We start from the raw sequence: 13762 nt of genomic DNA, 5'->3' as shown, positions 1-13762 counted from the left end.
GCACGGTAACCTGCTACACCGCCAGAATGCTTGTCCATCGCGCTCTTCGATGACATGCCGTAGAACATAGAACAAAACTATAAAAATCATTTAAAATCATATAAATAACAACAAACCATTGTTTAAATAAGCAGCTAAAATTGAGGTTTTACACCTATAAATACCGACCAAAACCGACCAACGCCGCCATTTTTGCCGCCACTTCATGACAGAGAAAACTCCATACCTATCTGAAAAAATCCCGCTTTTCTTCACCTCTTCGTAACCACTTTTTTCTTTATCACTACCCTATTCAACCCATGTAAAAAATTGAAAAACTGTTTTTGCTGTCAAATCCTCTCTATCCCTTGCTGTGCTTGGCTTTGCTAGCCTATCAACTGATCGTCATTTGCTGGCGACTGATCATTAAAACCGTGACGGAATCCGTCAAAGCTTCATATGTTTCAATCACTTAATAAAAATCACATGATCATTTCTGATCGTCATTTTTGCAATTAACTGAAAAAAATTTCAATTTTCGAAATTTTAAAAAGGTGGTTTTAAGGCACTTTCGACGGCTTGCGGTATCGTCCAGCCCCCTTGCTGCATAAGGTTTTGCGGTTTATTGCCATTTCGATGGTGTGTGGCGTTTTTCGCTAAACCAAAATTTCAAAAAAAGTGATCCAAAAACCGCGCGGGCGGGTGTAGAGGAGCGCGGATTCCGTGGGTCAAAGGGTCGATTACGTGGCTGTATGCGCTTGGGTGTGGCTTGGGTGGGGTGTTGTGCTGTTAAGTGATGCGTTGCATGCAAAAAGAAACGCAGCGGTTAGGCTGCGTTGTGGTACGTTTGGTTGGCTACTGCTTTGTTATCGGGTCTAGCCTTGCTTTGAGCTGAGCACTGTCTGAGCCGTGATCGCTTATGTCACTCGCTTGGTTTGGTGCTGCGGTGGCTGCAGGTCCCGCCATCACGCCGCCGTGGGTATGGGTTGCGAGTGTGTCGGCTAATTCCTTTACCACTTGCATCAGTTCTGACAGCAGAATTAGTACGTTTTCCTGCTTCGAACCAAGCCATGTTTTGGGTGATTGCAACCACTGATGTTCAGCGGCGATACTGCGGCGCACTTTACCGATCACTTCAATCAGTTCTCCGGCTGTGGCTACGTGCATATTGCCTAAACTGCCCAGTTCTATGTTGTCACCTGCCAGCATTTCGATTGCGCCTAACGCCTCGATGAGCTTTTTGCCTATGATGTTCTCTAAGCTATGTTCATCGATCAGTAACTGGTGTTGCCCAAACTCACCTGTGTATTGGTGTGCGTGCTCGGCTTGCTTGAATGCTTTGCTGGTAAAAGTCTGATCGGTTTGGTCTGTAATGTTACCAGCGGCATCAATGCGTCGGCTTACTTCTTCTCGTTGCTGCTGCAGTTGCTCACCGGGCGCGATGGTGGGTAGCGCATAATCTCGGCCATAAATGCCACGGATAAGCGGCAGATCACTGCGACCGTAGGCGAAAGCGATTTCTACTATCGTGCCTTCGAGCGGATAAGCCATCAATCCCGATTCATGGCCGCTCATGTGAACCGGCAGTGGTATCGACCGGTAAACAGGGATGTTTTCATCTGGCTGCATGTCTTCATTGAGTACCTGCACATCAATGGCGAAGCGTGGGCGGAATGGGTCAGCGACTTGGCCTGCGGTCGCACTATCGCGCACTGCCTCTACTCTGCCGAAAATGGGCAAGTGATAACCTGCGGCGACTTCGGGCAGCATGTCATCCAGTTCACGTTTCTTGGCTGGCTTCGCGTCATCCGTCCAGAATGCTGTCATTTCATCGCCGAACAGCTCAAGTTTAGTAATGCGTTTATCAAAGGCCACTCGCCCCGGTCTGAGCATTGGGAATGGGGCGAACGTTACGCTGTTACTGCTTTGCTTTGAGGTGAACTCGTGCGGAATGCTCATCGGCTTGTTGTAAAAATGACTGTGCTCGTAAGCGCCAAAGTAAATCACTTGGTCGGTATCTTGGTACCAGACGAAATCAGGCACTTGAAAGGCTTTGCCGATTTTATCCAAGCACTGATAACCATCCCCATGATTAACAAAGTTTGGGATCACCTTCTTGGTGTAATCCGCCTCCGGCAAGCGAAATTCCAGCCCTGTTTTTTTGGTGATGATGGCGAAAATATCCGCCATTGTTGGGTGCTCGATACTGATCGGCAATGGGTTGGAAAGTATCCCCGATAGCTCTTTCACGATAAGCCGAAAGGCTCCATTACTGGCTGGCTCGACTTTATCAATGAATCCCTCAAAAAATGGGGCGGTTTGCTGTTCATAGCCAATATCAAAGCGCACTAAAGCGAACCGTTCCGGCGGTGTTGTCGTCGTCACAATGAAAATGGCTTTGCCGCCCAGCGATAGTTTTAAGCTGACTTTGTTATCCGCCAGCTCATATTCTTCGTTGCTGATGAAAAGACGCTTGGTCAGTTTCACTTGGTCGCCTCCGCATTTTGCTGCAGTGCTTGTTGTAGTGCCGTGTTTTCTCTTTGCTGCGGCTTGTTCTTGGCTCGCCCGCGTTGCTCTTTCTGCTCGGCTACGCTGTTGTGCTCTTTCAGCTTAAATGACACCTGCCACGCCATTTTGTTTTCTTGCTGTACGGCGGAAAAGTGGCCTGTGAATTTGGCATTTTTAATTTTTAAGGCGTTGGCCACATCGTTAGCAACGCGATAAACCTTGCGATCACCGCTTTCATCTTTAGCGCTGCTCATGCTTTCCAATAGTGCCAATTGAGCAAGGTCTTTAAATGCGATGAGACCGGAGATTTCGAGCTCTGCGGCTTTGTCGCCTTGCTCGGATGTCGCGGTTAACGATGCCATGCCGCTCATGTCCTGATCTTTGAACTCTCGCGCGAAGTTCACCAATAGGTTTTTGATGTTAAACGTCTGTCCATCTAGTGCGAACATAATAACTCCTCAAAAAATGGCTGCGGTTGGCTGCTGATTAACACACTGGCGATGGTGTGCGGGCAGGTGCTTGGCGCGGCGGCTTGTTCCAATTGGGTGGCGATGCTCTCCGGCGTTCCGCTGAGTTTTATGCTGTACACGCTGCCGCTCAGTGATTTAAGCGCGTTGATGGTTGCGGTGATTTCACTCAACTGATTAGCGCGCTTTTGTGCCAACGCTGACAACTTGCCGATCACATGACTTGCATCACTGGCCAGTGATTCAAGCGTGGCGATTTGCGCCCCTTGCGCGGCGAAGTAGTCATTTAACGGGTTAGCATTTAAATGCGCATAAGGTTTAAAGCGTGGCTGAATTATACCCGCAGGCTGGTGCAGCTTTTCAGCCTCTTGCTTGCTCATGGCTTCGGCTTGGCGGTAACACTGGCACCACTCTGGCAGCGGAAATGCGCGAGTGACTACCGACAAGGTACTGACAAACTCGCCAAGGCTTTGTGTGCTGACCATGATTGCCACAGCATACAACTGACCTTTTGGCCTATGGGTATCCGAAAGGTCACGCAGTTTAGCAGCGAGTGTTTTGGTGGCGTTGGCTGGGCTTAGGTAACAGCCGGACTCTAACCTCTCCCCGACTTGGAACTGATAGGGCGTTGCACTGAGCACAGTGCCTTGATTGAGAAATGTATTTAACTCACCGCGCAGGTTGAGTAACGCCTCTGCTTCTGCGCTTAAAGGGTGACGCCCTAAATTGGCGTCACTTTGCAGGTTGGTTAGTCGGCCAGTGGCAGCACTCATGGTGCTGCCGACTTGTTGAGTGACTGATTCCGCCGTGGTCTGGATTGAGCCTGCTGACGCTGGCCATGTGAGTGCGTTGTTTTGCCACATGGTTACGCCTCAGGGTTAACAGGCCAAGGGTGATCAAGCTGGATTTTCTCTCGGGCTGCAATGGCTTGGCGTTCCAGTTCAATGGCTTCCGCTTCTTTTCCCTGCAGGCGTTTGATGTTAGCTTCTGAGGCCAACTGGTCAACCATTGCGAAATACAAACTACGGCGCAGGTTATCGACTTGGTTGAATTCGTCGATGTATTTTGCGCTGATGTCCGTTACCCACTCGCCATCCATCCAGCGATCAAAAGCGGTTTTTCGCTCTTTGTCTGTCCAACCCTCTGGAATTAACTCTTGTTCGTCAATTTCTTTGGTTGAACCGTCTTCGCAGTTCCAGATTGGGCGCATAATGCCAGAGAAAATGACTAACTCACCATCCCGCACAAACGCTTTGCGGCCTGCAATCTTGGCGGCTAAAGCTTCGTTATACTGTTGCTCGGTGATTTCGATTGCACCTTCTACATGCTCTAGCATTAACGCATCTTCAAAGGCGAAAAACTTCGGTAGTAAAGTTTCTGGATTGTCCATTAGTAAATCCTCTTGTATAAGACTTCACCAAAACTGCGGGGTTTTAAACCACCAGTAATCTGAGATTCGGAAGCTGCACTAGTTATGATGAATCCAGAGATACTTGGGCCAGTTTGCAAGCTAACCCCATGACTTATACTGTCTATTCTGTACCTTGCTGGTTGAGGTATGTTTTGTGCAATTATTCCTTCCGTTGTGGCTGGCACTGCATATACCCCCATTGTGTTCTTAAGATAAATAGTCTGCCCATTGATAGGGCTTTTCGCTGCTGAAATTACCGCCGTTGAAACCAACTCTGGCGCACTACCAGAAAGCGTTTGTGATGTTAGCAAACCCGTGTTGTAAGCATCGTTATACGTCAGTTTAACAAAGCGAAATCGCGGGTCATTGGTTGGCGGCGGCGTGTCAAACGCCACTTCCATGCCGATTGGAATAGAGGCGAATTGGTAGCCTGTGTCGTAGGGTACTAAGGTCGTAAAACTTGGTTGCGTAGCCGCCTTTTCTAGCACACCAACTAACGTCTGGGAAAAACGAGGGCGGCTACGCATCGTGATAGTATACTGCGTTTGTCCAGGGGTTTGACGGTTTACCCACAGAGAAAAGGAGTCTTCATCATCATCATCTCTAATGTAAAATTTTGGATCGGTTAGAGTCTGATATTTAGCTCCGATTGATGCCGAAGGAATACCAATACTATTTACACCGAAAACGATGTCTGCAACAAAAAGTAATGCGCTATTATCTGGTGAACCACCAGAAATCGTCAAATAAACAGGCTCCCTTAAAGTTTTTGATATGCTAGCAATTTTCACCCATGCAACGAGATTTATAGCAAATGATTGAGGGATGACCATATCCCATATTTCAATGTTTGTGATCGATGCAGAAGGAGTAATCGCCCCACCATTATCCGGCCCTGACGCCAATCTGGCGATATAGCGCAAGCCATTGCGAACGACTTCGTGGCCGATGCCGTAGTTAATAAATGGCGACCACTCTTGATCGGCGTTGTCTGTTTTTACACGCCAATCTGTGATACTCCCATTCGCATTAATCCCCGCCAGCCTTGCAACGTAGTGTTGCTGCTGGTTTTGGTCAATGTAGTCGGTGAGCTGTGTCTCGGAAGCTCGAATGGTGACGATGTTCTGCCACTTTGATAACACGGTACCCGTGCGAGCAACATCAATATATAACCCCGTAGGCTTGTCGCTGATGGTTTGAATGACTTCGTTTTTTAGTTCGGCGCGTAAGCCGCCAACGTACACCACACCCGGTGCTACTTTGTATTTGGCTGGGTCTGCTTGCTGGGTGACATCAAAGCCTTGAATGAATGCGGTGTGCCCGTAGTTATCCAAGTTCACGAGGCGCATATCATCTTCAATACCCAACAAACGCGCTTGGTAGTCGATTTGCCACGTTTGCGCATCTACCGTAATGCCTGCAATTTGCGCGGCCCCTGTGTATTGCTGCATTAGGCTTTTGGTGCTTGCCATGCCCGCTTCTTTGGTTTCAGTGGCTTTGTGTACGACTATGCCGCAGGAGTTGGGCACGTTTTTATCACGCAGATAGATGGCGTTAAAAGTAAACGCGGCCACTGAACCTGGGATCACTACGGAATACACTAGCGCGTTGTCGCCTAGCTTACCCTCTTGATCGATATCCTGCTGATACACCCATGTTGATACGGCTGGTAGCCCTTGGTTACGGTCAATCGGCTGGCTTGGGTCAAGGTTTGGGATGTAGGCAAAAATCATCTCGTTCATGTCTGGCGCTTTGCCGACACTGATTTGATTTTGCAGGTACTTTTCAAACTGCAGTGGAATGGCCGTCTGGCTCATGAGTTACCCCCTAAGGTGGCGATAAAGATTTGTTGATGGTGCTCAATCGGCTGAGGCTTGAATTCGATGTGGGTCACTTCTTCCGATTTGGCGTGATAGAGTGCAAAGCTATGGCTGAACTCGCCGTGATAAATGTTCATTTCGCTTGGATAGGTCACTTGAAAGCGATAGCGGCGGCAGGTTCTGCCGTATTGTTCGATCAGCGTTTGTACTAAACGGCTGTTTTGTGAGAGTGAACTGTCCGTCAGTTCAATCGTGCAAACATCCCACTCTACGGCGCTTTCGCGTTCTTTGAATGACACAATGGCAATGCCCAAGCGTTCAAAGATGCGTTTAAACCCTGCTACGCTGCCTGCGTCTTTTGCGTTAACGGTGGCAAACTTCACCCGCTTGCGAAACAGCCACAACGGCTCACCGTTGAATTGTTTGATGTCTCTATCCCACGCCATCAGGCGCAGAATTTTTTCACTGCAGGTGAGCGCGTCAAACTGTTGAAGCGGGAACAGCAACCAGCCGCGCACTTTGCGCATGAATGCAAACACACCATTGCTCAGAAAATAGGGTTCTATCTTCTCTTCTGAGGTGGTTTCGCCATCCTGCCACCACGGCGTTGGCGTTTGTTCTAGCTCTGGTGCTTGTTTATCCCATTCGCTCATTGTTCCAGCTCCGTGACGGTGAGGGTTTGTAAGCGGGGTTGAGTGAGCAAGCTGATGATGTCGGTTGGTTCACCGTCTACTTTGATGAGTACGGATTCGACGTTCTCCATCTTGCTGTGAATTTCATGGGCGAGCTGTGAAATGCTGAATCGGCTTTCTGGTTTCGCTCTGGTCATTTCTGGATAAGCCGCTGTTTCACGGAATGCGGCACGAATGCGGTTTTCTACTTCCAGCAGTTCATTGATTTTCTGCATCTCATCGAGATTCGCGACAAAGACCACCTGCGCACTGATGCTGTGCTGAGTCTCTGGGATGGCTAAACAAGTCAGCACGTCACCGTGGCCGTGGTGGCCGTCTTGCATGATATGTTTATTGAGTTGGTCAAGCACATGCTGTGGCGTTGCGCCCACTTCCATCAGAATGTAAGCATTCGCGCTACCCGGTGTGATGTGGCCTGTGTTTTCAAAGAAGATGTTATCACTACGGATCCCCGCCACGCTGGCAATCATGGCGCGGTAAACATCGTCAATGTGCCATTCGCCCGCACTGGTAAAGGCGTTTTGTAGGCGTAGGGCTAATTCTTCGTCGCTTTCTTGGTCTGCGCCGAGTTGGGTTATCCAATTCGCTTCATTGGTGACAGAGACAATGCCCGATACGCCCTGCGGCAGAATGCTGAAATAGCCGGCGGGCAGGTTGTAAGCGGCTCCCGCTTCACTGGCTTCACACAAGACTTTGCCGGAGGCTTGCCCCGCTTTGATCACCGTGGTTTTTATTGCGGTAAGTTTGTACACCTTGCCTTCAATCTCTGGCGTTTGAATGATGGTTCCTGCTTCGATACTGGTTTCATCTGCGGCGTTGGCTTTGGTGAAGGTGATTAAGCCTTGGGTGCTCACTGCGCCTTTGGGCGTGACGTTGTATTCCCATGCTTTTAGCTCTAGCGCCCAACGTTCCGCCGTACCCACAAAGATATTGGGCATGACATGCCCTGCGAGCAGTGTGCGGATCAGCCACACGGCAGGTGTCACAACAGCAGCACGAACCCAACGCCAGAAGGGTGACATTTGCGAATCGTTGGACAAGAGGCTTCCTGACTCTGTCACGTCTGCTTTGAGCGCGGCCTCGAAGGCATCCTCAGTAACTGGCACGCCCGATTCTGAGAGTATTTCGACAAAGTCGGCCTGCGGTCTTTTGCTCATGCGATCACCTCGGTGCTGATGGGTTGCTCGTAGTCGTATGCGTTGGCAGTGAGTAGGATGTTTCCTGCTTCGCTTTCTGTGGCTTTCGCCGTGCCGGGAATAATGCGGTTATCCAACTCGGCTTTTTGTTCGATTTGCAGCAGTACGTCTGCACGTAAAATGGGGTTACGTTCTGCCACTAATTTGCGTGCCAGCCCGCTTTCCATGATCGCGTGTTTGATGTCCTGAGCGATGCTGTAAAGGTCGCTGCATTGGGTTGGCTGCGCTCCTGCGTCTATCTTCCAGCCGCCGTCGATGACTTTGATATCGATATAGCGTTTATCCGGCATTGAGTTCATCCCATTCTGCAAGCTGTTCTGGCGTCATGCCGCCTTGTGGCGTGATGTAAACATCACCGTACTGGCGCACGTTATGGGTTGTGCGGCTTTCGCTGCTGTTGAGGTTGTTCACCATGTTTTTGGATAGCTGCGGGGTGTTCTCTGGCCGTTTGTAGTCAATGAGTGTGCTATCCATGCTTGGGCGCGAGGCTTCAAGCGCCGCGACATCTGGCAGTACAGGAACGGCTTTTGCGATGGCGGGTTGGGTTTCTGGTACTGGCACATCGGGCAGTTCTCCGGCACGCCACTCGATGTTGATGCCGGGGATCATGTTGAGCATTTCAATCACGCCATCTATGGCGGCTGCGATGATTTTGAACCAAGTGGTATCCGCAAAAGAGGCTTTGATTTCGTCCCACCAGTAAATCATTGCGCCGACTGCAGCGATTAACGCCAAAATGCCAGCAACCACCCATGTTATCGGGTTTGCCCACAATGCTGAGTTGAATACCCACGTTCCCGTTGCAGCATCCAAAGTTAATATTCTAAACAGCTTTAATATTCCGGTTAGCCCAAGCATGGTCACTTTCCAACCTCCTGCCATCATTTTGGCTATTCCCATCACGAGCGAGAGAGAGGCAACCACACCGCCAAAAGATAAAGCGATGATCGAAACAGTACTCAGTGCAGTGGTTAATGTGGGATACTCTTTAGTCATGGATGTGAGCCACATTAGGCCATCGGCGATGCTGCCTGTTACGGCATTGAAGGCTGGTAAAACCATTCCAAATGCTGCGGTTCGAATAGCGAACCATGAGTTTTCTAAACGCTGCGATTGATCTGTCATCGCTTTCGCCATAGTGATGGCGGTTTCCATGGTTGAGTTTTTATCTAGCTCAACCACTTTCTGAGCGAGCTCATCAGTTTTGCTTTGCAGGTTTTGAATAAGTTTTACCGCCTCACCCGAACCGAATGCATCAGAGAGAATGGCAAATTGTTCATCTGTCGAGAAATGCCCAATACGCTGTTGAATTGACTCCAACATATCGGCCATCGGTAGCATTTTTCCGTATGAGTCGAAGAAAGATAGCCCGAGTTTTTCTTGTGCTTTTACTGCGCCGCCAAGGAAGGCGGTGTATTTCGTGGCGGCTTCGCCTCCACCCATGGTGGCGGAGAGCATACCAAGCACGGCCATTTGCTCGGCCATATCCACACCCATGGCGGTTGCTGATGAACCAAGCGAACTGAACGCCTGAGACATTTTATTACCATCGGTTTTAAACATCTGCACCGCTTGTGCGGTCATGCCTGTCACACGTTCTACCCAGTTTGAGTTTCCGAGTGCTGCGGCATCTTTTTCAAAAATGCCATACATGGTGCCCATGTAGTTGGTAATGGTTGCGGTGTCTGCTTTGGTCGCCGCCGCAAGAATGCCCGAGCTTTTGGTAAAATCTGAAAGCTCAGTGCCTTTTAACCCTGCGATAGCAGATTGAATATCGTAAGCCGCCCCGATAAATTCAGTGGCTGACTTACCGTATTCGCCTGAAAAATCCAGCGCTGTATTTTTCAGGTGTTCTAGGGTATCCGCCGCGACATTGAGTGATTTTACTTCACCAATCTTGCGGTTAATTTCAATGGCGGGCATCAACGCATTTTGAATGGCAACGCCTGTCGCCCACAAGCCAGCACCACCCTTTGCAGCCTGTTCCATGCCTTTTTCAGCGGCACTCATGGCTCCATTAATTTCGGTGGTGATGCCTTGCAGTGGCTTGGTGATTTGGTCAACTAGACCAATCACCATCATCAGCTTTTCATCCATTCGGTTACCATTTAACGTTTAAACAGCTTTGATATTGCGGACATCACCGCATATTCGGTGCGCTCTTTTTCTAACTTATCCAGCCACAGTGCGCGGGCGAGGTTTTGCGGGTCATCATCTTCATTGGGTAGGTAATGACGCCGCAAAATGAACGCTTGTTCGATGCCGTTCTCTTCGATGCGCTCTACCCGCTCTTTTAGTTTTTTAGGGTGATTTTTACGCCACCCTTAGACGCGTTAAATACCGTACCGAATAAATCCATGACTAGCCCCGGAACGGTATTCATCAGCTCCATCAGTGCTTCTTTTTGTTCTTTATCCACGGTGCGCTCTAAGTAGGTACGCGCAGGTTCCACTTTGCTATCTTGCGCAACACTGTTCGCGTAGTTGTTGGCATCAGCCACACCAGGTGCGAAGTTAAATTCAATGCCATTAATATCAACGGTTACAGGCTTGGTTGTGAAAACAGGTTTAGTCATGGTGTTTCTCTCTCTGTTGGTTGTTCGCGCTGTGTGCGCCAGTTCAAATAGTCTTCAATTTGTTGATTGCACTCTTTGAGTGCTTGCTTTAGGCGTGGAATGTCTTCGCTGACGACTTCTGGCCATGTGCCTTGCACGCTCGGTTTGTTGCATGGCACGAGCATACCCGGGGGAGGTAATCGAAAGATCACCTGTGTTGAAACGGTTTCAGTACGGTTCGCGCAGCCGCTGAGTAACAGCATCAGGAATGTGGCATTCAATACCTGCCATTTGCGCTTTAAGCTTTGCGATGTCGTCATTTAATTTCGCCTCGCTTTGGTTTCGTTCCTGCTGCCTTTTCACCATCAGTGCATTGTGTTCTGCGGCTTCCCCTTTCAGGGTGGCGATGGTGGTTAAATTGCTTTGGTTATCTGCCTGCGCTTGGCTGAGTTTTTCACTCAGCGTGATTTGTTCGGCTTGGCTGGCTTTGAGCTGTAACCCTAAAACTAGGATGGTGATCAGCAATGCCGCTAAGCCGATGGCTTTAATCCACTTCCATACATCTGGCATATTCCAAGCCTCTTCGAGTGACTAGCCCCGGCAGGACTATTCCATCGAATTTCACCCATTCTTGAATATGGCCGCAGCCTTGAATAAATCGTCCTTGTTTAATTGCTCGATAGATTCGTGTGTCTGTCCCATCTTTATTTTTTCGAAATTTGGTACATCCAAAATTGAAAACAAATGATGTAAAACCATCGAACTGCCCTTGATTCAACCTTCGCCCAGACAGACGTTCAGCGTCCGTTACACATTGCTCTGCCTCTTTGATGTTTTTCACCCAATCTTTGGCAATTTGCTCAAGTGTCACTACGTGATTCGGCACACCATGGGTGTTACCAATTCCATTAGTCATTAGACCTGCCGGACATTTATAAGGGTCTTGTCGGCAACCTTCTGCGTTTCCAATAATTTCTAGCCCTTTTGGGCTGATGCGTAGTTCACCAAGGGCTTGGCCTTCGATCACCACTTGACCAACTGGCTGTACGTATTCTTGGCCGACTATCGCCCCGCCCGTGATAAGGCTGATCACGGCGGCGACTGAGCACCAAATTTTTTTAGTTATTTTCATTGAGGTAGATTCCTCGTTCTTTGGCGATTTTCTGCATCGCGCGTTTATGCCAAATATTGGCGACTAGGGCAGTGACACCCACAAAGATGGATATCCACTGTTCAATACTGAGTAAGCCGAGGAACACACCGAGCCCTGACATCAGATAAGCGATATAGGAGGTGAGCTTTTCAAACCACTCTTGAAACCATTGGTTCTGTAACCATTGATTCATCGTTGCTCCTTTGCGGCCTGACAGGGGGTGCAATACTGACACCCCTTTACTTTTTCTTGCCGCTCTTTTGGGATTGGGTCGTCACATTCCAAACAGTGGGTGCGGCTAGGCAAGTAGGCTGTTTGCATTGCCCTTGCTCTGTGGTTAGCCAGCGCCATTTGTTGGAATTTGGCTTCCGTTTTTGCGGCATCGTCGATGACATCCATAACCGCCCTTACCGCTAGTTGATCAGGCCGCGAGTATCATCTTTCGATAGATACGGCACACCGTTAATGCGAACAAACAGCGGGCTTGTGACAAAGCCTTTTAGCTTGCGGGTGGATTTATCGCTGCTTTCTGGGTCAATGCTGAGGATGTCTGCCAGCACGAACTTGACGCCGAAGAGTTCCACCTTGTCTTCGTCTTGGCCGTTGTTGGCGTAAAACATCATGTCGTCAGGTTTGATCCCGCGATAGCTGCCCGCTCGACGGGCGGCTTTGTGTATTTTTTTGAACTGGTTGAGGTCGAGTTCTACTTCAACATCACAGCTCACTTTGCCGTCGGTATAGCCATCGGTGACGCCGCGGGTATATGCCGCTTCGCTTTCATCGTTGATGGTTGCGGTGGCGCTTTTTACGTGGACGAATTCGCCAAATAGCGTGGTGTCAAAGTTGCGGCCTGAGAAACGTGCGTTGCTCATTAGTAATCCCCTTGTTTAACGGAAATAGCGATGGTGATTTTCACCGGGCATTCGTAGGGCTGAACGCTCATGTAGATTTCTACATCGGTGCTGTTTACCCATTTGATTTGGATGTCTTCATCCTCTGGTGGGTAGATTTCCCCCGGCACGCCCGTGAGTGCCATGGTGCGCAAATCTTGGGTGAAATAGAGCTTTGCAGCGGCGATGCTTTGCGGCGTTGAGTTGAGTGTGCGGTCGGCAATGCGGGCAATGGCACGAATACGCACTTTGCGGGCGGCTTTCATCGCGACACGAATGTGGCGGATATCTTGGTAATCACCACCTGGCACATCGAGGGTGCGGCCAGTTGTCCAGTATTGACCGGGGTAATCTGGGTACCACATCGGCACGGCGATGCGGTTAGACTCAAGCGCTTTTAGGGTGGCGAGGTCTAGGGCTTTTCCGGCTTTGTCTTTCATCAGCTCGGTGTTACCCAACACGCTTCCGGTTTGCACTCGTGCCGGTGAATCTGCGATGGAAACTTCTTTATTCGCGAGACGGCCAGCGTACTTGCCGAGTGTGTCACCTGCTGCATGTACATTCGGCACAACGGAAATGTATTCACTCGCCACATCTTTTGGGATGGCGACCGTGGCGGCTAACCACTCTGCCCATGTTTTGCCGTTTGCTGGGTCGTTGTTGATGGCGGGCAGTTGGCACAGCACGCCGACTTCACGGCCTAAGCTGTTTTTCAGCTCGGTGCGCAGGGTGATGGCATCTTCGATCATGGCTTTGGTTTCGGCATCAAAGCCAAGCACAACGAATTCGAAGCTAGAGACTTCATTGGCTTTTTTGACAGCGTCTTGCCAGTTGTCTTCTTCGCTGAGGATCATCACGCCCGCTGTCCATGCCTGTTTGCCGTTAAGCTGGGCGGCTTTGACAATGGCAAGCCCTTCGGCGCTGGCTTCGGCTAACACGTCGTCAAGGTCTGAGGTTGAATCGACCATGATTAGGTTGCGAACGTCACCGGAAACGGTGCCGCGAATGACGAATAGGAAGTGGCACTCGATATCGGCAATCGGGCCATTCATCAGGTTTAAGATTTTGATAATAACGGTAGGCCATGCCATG

General features: G+C 49.6%; 18 protein-coding genes. All 18 read right to left on the bottom strand.

Annotated elements, in window-relative coordinates; genetic code table 11:
• Positions 1-834 precede the first annotated feature (834 nt).
• Positions 835-2466 carry a hypothetical protein gene (locus T411_RS0114100; protein ID WP_000779004.1) on the bottom strand — a complete coding sequence of 544 codons (1632 nt, stop codon included), beginning with the start codon at positions 2464-2466 and terminating at the stop codon, positions 835-837.
• Positions 2463-2936, bottom strand: coding sequence for a baseplate complex protein (locus T411_RS0114095; protein WP_000457680.1), 474 nt, complete (start codon positions 2934-2936; stop codon positions 2463-2465). Before T411_RS0114095 ends, T411_RS0114100 begins: the two co-directional genes overlap by 4 nt.
• Complete coding sequence (locus T411_RS0114090) at positions 2924-3817, bottom strand: hypothetical protein (protein ID WP_000267790.1); 894 nt, start codon at positions 3815-3817, stop codon at positions 2924-2926. Before T411_RS0114090 ends, T411_RS0114095 begins: the two co-directional genes overlap by 13 nt.
• A 2-nt stretch (positions 3818-3819) precedes the next feature.
• Positions 3820-4344 carry a hypothetical protein gene (locus T411_RS0114085; RefSeq protein ID WP_000369862.1) on the bottom strand — a complete coding sequence of 175 codons (525 nt, stop codon included), beginning with the start codon at positions 4342-4344 and terminating at the stop codon, positions 3820-3822.
• Positions 4344-6182 (bottom strand): phage tail-collar fiber domain-containing protein, encoded by a 1839-nt coding sequence (locus T411_RS0114080; protein WP_000083762.1) that lies wholly within the window; start codon positions 6180-6182, stop codon positions 4344-4346. The genes T411_RS0114085 and T411_RS0114080 overlap by 1 nt, the downstream gene beginning before the upstream one ends.
• A complete protein-coding gene (locus T411_RS0114075) occupies positions 6179-6838 on the bottom strand; it encodes a hypothetical protein (RefSeq protein WP_000005872.1) in 660 nt (219 codons plus the stop codon). Before T411_RS0114075 ends, T411_RS0114080 begins: the two co-directional genes overlap by 4 nt.
• The gene (locus T411_RS0114070; RefSeq protein WP_000044511.1) at positions 6835-8034 is read right to left on the bottom strand and encodes a baseplate J/gp47 family protein; all 1200 of its coding nucleotides are present in this window, start codon (positions 8032-8034) and stop codon (positions 6835-6837) included. The genes T411_RS0114075 and T411_RS0114070 overlap by 4 nt, the downstream gene beginning before the upstream one ends.
• Positions 8031-8363, bottom strand: a complete 333-nt coding sequence (locus tag T411_RS0114065) for a DUF2590 family protein (protein ID WP_001113003.1) — start codon at positions 8361-8363, stop codon at positions 8031-8033. Before T411_RS0114065 ends, T411_RS0114070 begins: the two co-directional genes overlap by 4 nt.
• Positions 8353-10170 carry a phage tail tape measure protein gene (locus T411_RS0114060; RefSeq protein WP_000343646.1) on the bottom strand — a complete coding sequence of 606 codons (1818 nt, stop codon included), beginning with the start codon at positions 10168-10170 and terminating at the stop codon, positions 8353-8355. Before T411_RS0114060 ends, T411_RS0114065 begins: the two co-directional genes overlap by 11 nt.
• An 11-nt stretch (positions 10171-10181) precedes the next feature.
• Positions 10182-10316 (bottom strand): DUF6890 family protein, encoded by a 135-nt coding sequence (locus tag T411_RS1000000121500; protein WP_001252562.1) that lies wholly within the window; start codon positions 10314-10316, stop codon positions 10182-10184.
• A gap of 50 nt (positions 10317-10366) precedes the next feature.
• The gene (locus tag T411_RS0114055) at positions 10367-10648 is read right to left on the bottom strand and encodes a putative phage tail assembly chaperone (RefSeq protein ID WP_000165783.1); all 282 of its coding nucleotides are present in this window, start codon (positions 10646-10648) and stop codon (positions 10367-10369) included.
• Positions 10645-10890 (bottom strand): Rz1-like lysis system protein LysC, encoded by a 246-nt coding sequence (lysC, locus tag T411_RS1000000121120; protein WP_044018107.1) that lies wholly within the window; start codon positions 10888-10890, stop codon positions 10645-10647. Before lysC ends, T411_RS0114055 begins: the two co-directional genes overlap by 4 nt.
• Entirely contained in the window at positions 10856-11197 is a 342-nt protein-coding gene (locus T411_RS0114045) for a hypothetical protein (protein WP_001113534.1), read from the bottom strand. The genes lysC and T411_RS0114045 overlap by 35 nt, the downstream gene beginning before the upstream one ends.
• A complete protein-coding gene (locus tag T411_RS0114040) occupies positions 11172-11759 on the bottom strand; it encodes a lysozyme (protein WP_000705018.1) in 588 nt (195 codons plus the stop codon). Before T411_RS0114040 ends, T411_RS0114045 begins: the two co-directional genes overlap by 26 nt.
• A complete protein-coding gene (locus T411_RS0114035) occupies positions 11746-11973 on the bottom strand; it encodes a phage holin family protein (protein WP_001077689.1) in 228 nt (75 codons plus the stop codon). Before T411_RS0114035 ends, T411_RS0114040 begins: the two co-directional genes overlap by 14 nt.
• Positions 11970-12131: a TraR/DksA C4-type zinc finger protein gene (locus tag T411_RS0114030; protein ID WP_240432355.1), complete on the bottom strand. Its 162-nt coding sequence runs from the start codon at positions 12129-12131 to the stop codon at positions 11970-11972. Before T411_RS0114030 ends, T411_RS0114035 begins: the two co-directional genes overlap by 4 nt.
• Positions 12132-12193: 62 nt before the next feature.
• On the bottom strand, positions 12194-12652 hold the full coding sequence (locus T411_RS0114025) for a phage protein (protein ID WP_000063627.1): 459 nt from the start codon (positions 12650-12652) through the stop codon (positions 12194-12196).
• A complete protein-coding gene (locus T411_RS0114020; protein ID WP_000312536.1) occupies positions 12652-13761 on the bottom strand; it encodes a DUF2586 domain-containing protein in 1110 nt (369 codons plus the stop codon). The genes T411_RS0114025 and T411_RS0114020 overlap by 1 nt, the downstream gene beginning before the upstream one ends.
• Between the last annotated feature and the right edge of the window lies 1 nt (position 13762).

Origin of the sequence: Vibrio cholerae ATCC 14035, assembly GCF_000621645.1 — a bacterium.
GTDB lineage: Bacteria > Pseudomonadota > Gammaproteobacteria > Enterobacterales > Vibrionaceae > Vibrio > Vibrio cholerae.
Note: the sequence above shows the minus strand (reverse complement) of the source record. Positions and strands in the feature narration are given on the sequence as shown.

Coding starts and splice junctions, on each gene's coding strand:
- T411_RS0114095 (WP_000457680.1), bottom strand. CDS start 2,936: ATGTTCGCACTAGATGGACAGACGTTTAACATCAAAAACCTATTGGTG.
- T411_RS0114090 (WP_000267790.1), bottom strand. CDS start 3,817: ATGTGGCAAAACAACGCACTCACATGGCCAGCGTCAGCAGGCTCAATC.
- T411_RS0114085 (WP_000369862.1), bottom strand. CDS start 4,344: ATGGACAATCCAGAAACTTTACTACCGAAGTTTTTCGCCTTTGAAGAT.
- T411_RS0114080 (WP_000083762.1), bottom strand. CDS start 6,182: ATGAGCCAGACGGCCATTCCACTGCAGTTTGAAAAGTACCTGCAAAAT.
- T411_RS0114075 (WP_000005872.1), bottom strand. CDS start 6,838: ATGAGCGAATGGGATAAACAAGCACCAGAGCTAGAACAAACGCCAACG.
- T411_RS0114070 (WP_000044511.1), bottom strand. CDS start 8,034: ATGAGCAAAAGACCGCAGGCCGACTTTGTCGAAATACTCTCAGAATCG.
- T411_RS0114065 (WP_001113003.1), bottom strand. CDS start 8,363: ATGCCGGATAAACGCTATATCGATATCAAAGTCATCGACGGCGGCTGG.
- T411_RS0114060 (WP_000343646.1), bottom strand. CDS start 10,170: ATGGATGAAAAGCTGATGATGGTGATTGGTCTAGTTGACCAAATCACC.
- T411_RS0114055 (WP_000165783.1), bottom strand. CDS start 10,648: ATGACTAAACCTGTTTTCACAACCAAGCCTGTAACCGTTGATATTAAT.
- lysC (WP_044018107.1), bottom strand. CDS start 10,890: ATGCTGTTACTCAGCGGCTGCGCGAACCGTACTGAAACCGTTTCAACA.
- T411_RS0114045 (WP_001113534.1), bottom strand. CDS start 11,197: ATGCCAGATGTATGGAAGTGGATTAAAGCCATCGGCTTAGCGGCATTG.
- T411_RS0114040 (WP_000705018.1), bottom strand. CDS start 11,759: ATGAAAATAACTAAAAAAATTTGGTGCTCAGTCGCCGCCGTGATCAGC.
- T411_RS0114035 (WP_001077689.1), bottom strand. CDS start 11,973: ATGAATCAATGGTTACAGAACCAATGGTTTCAAGAGTGGTTTGAAAAG.
- T411_RS0114030 (WP_240432355.1), bottom strand. CDS start 12,131: ATGGCGCTGGCTAACCACAGAGCAAGGGCAATGCAAACAGCCTACTTG.
- T411_RS0114025 (WP_000063627.1), bottom strand. CDS start 12,652: ATGAGCAACGCACGTTTCTCAGGCCGCAACTTTGACACCACGCTATTT.
- T411_RS0114020 (WP_000312536.1), bottom strand. CDS start 13,761: ATGGCATGGCCTACCGTTATTATCAAAATCTTAAACCTGATGAATGGC.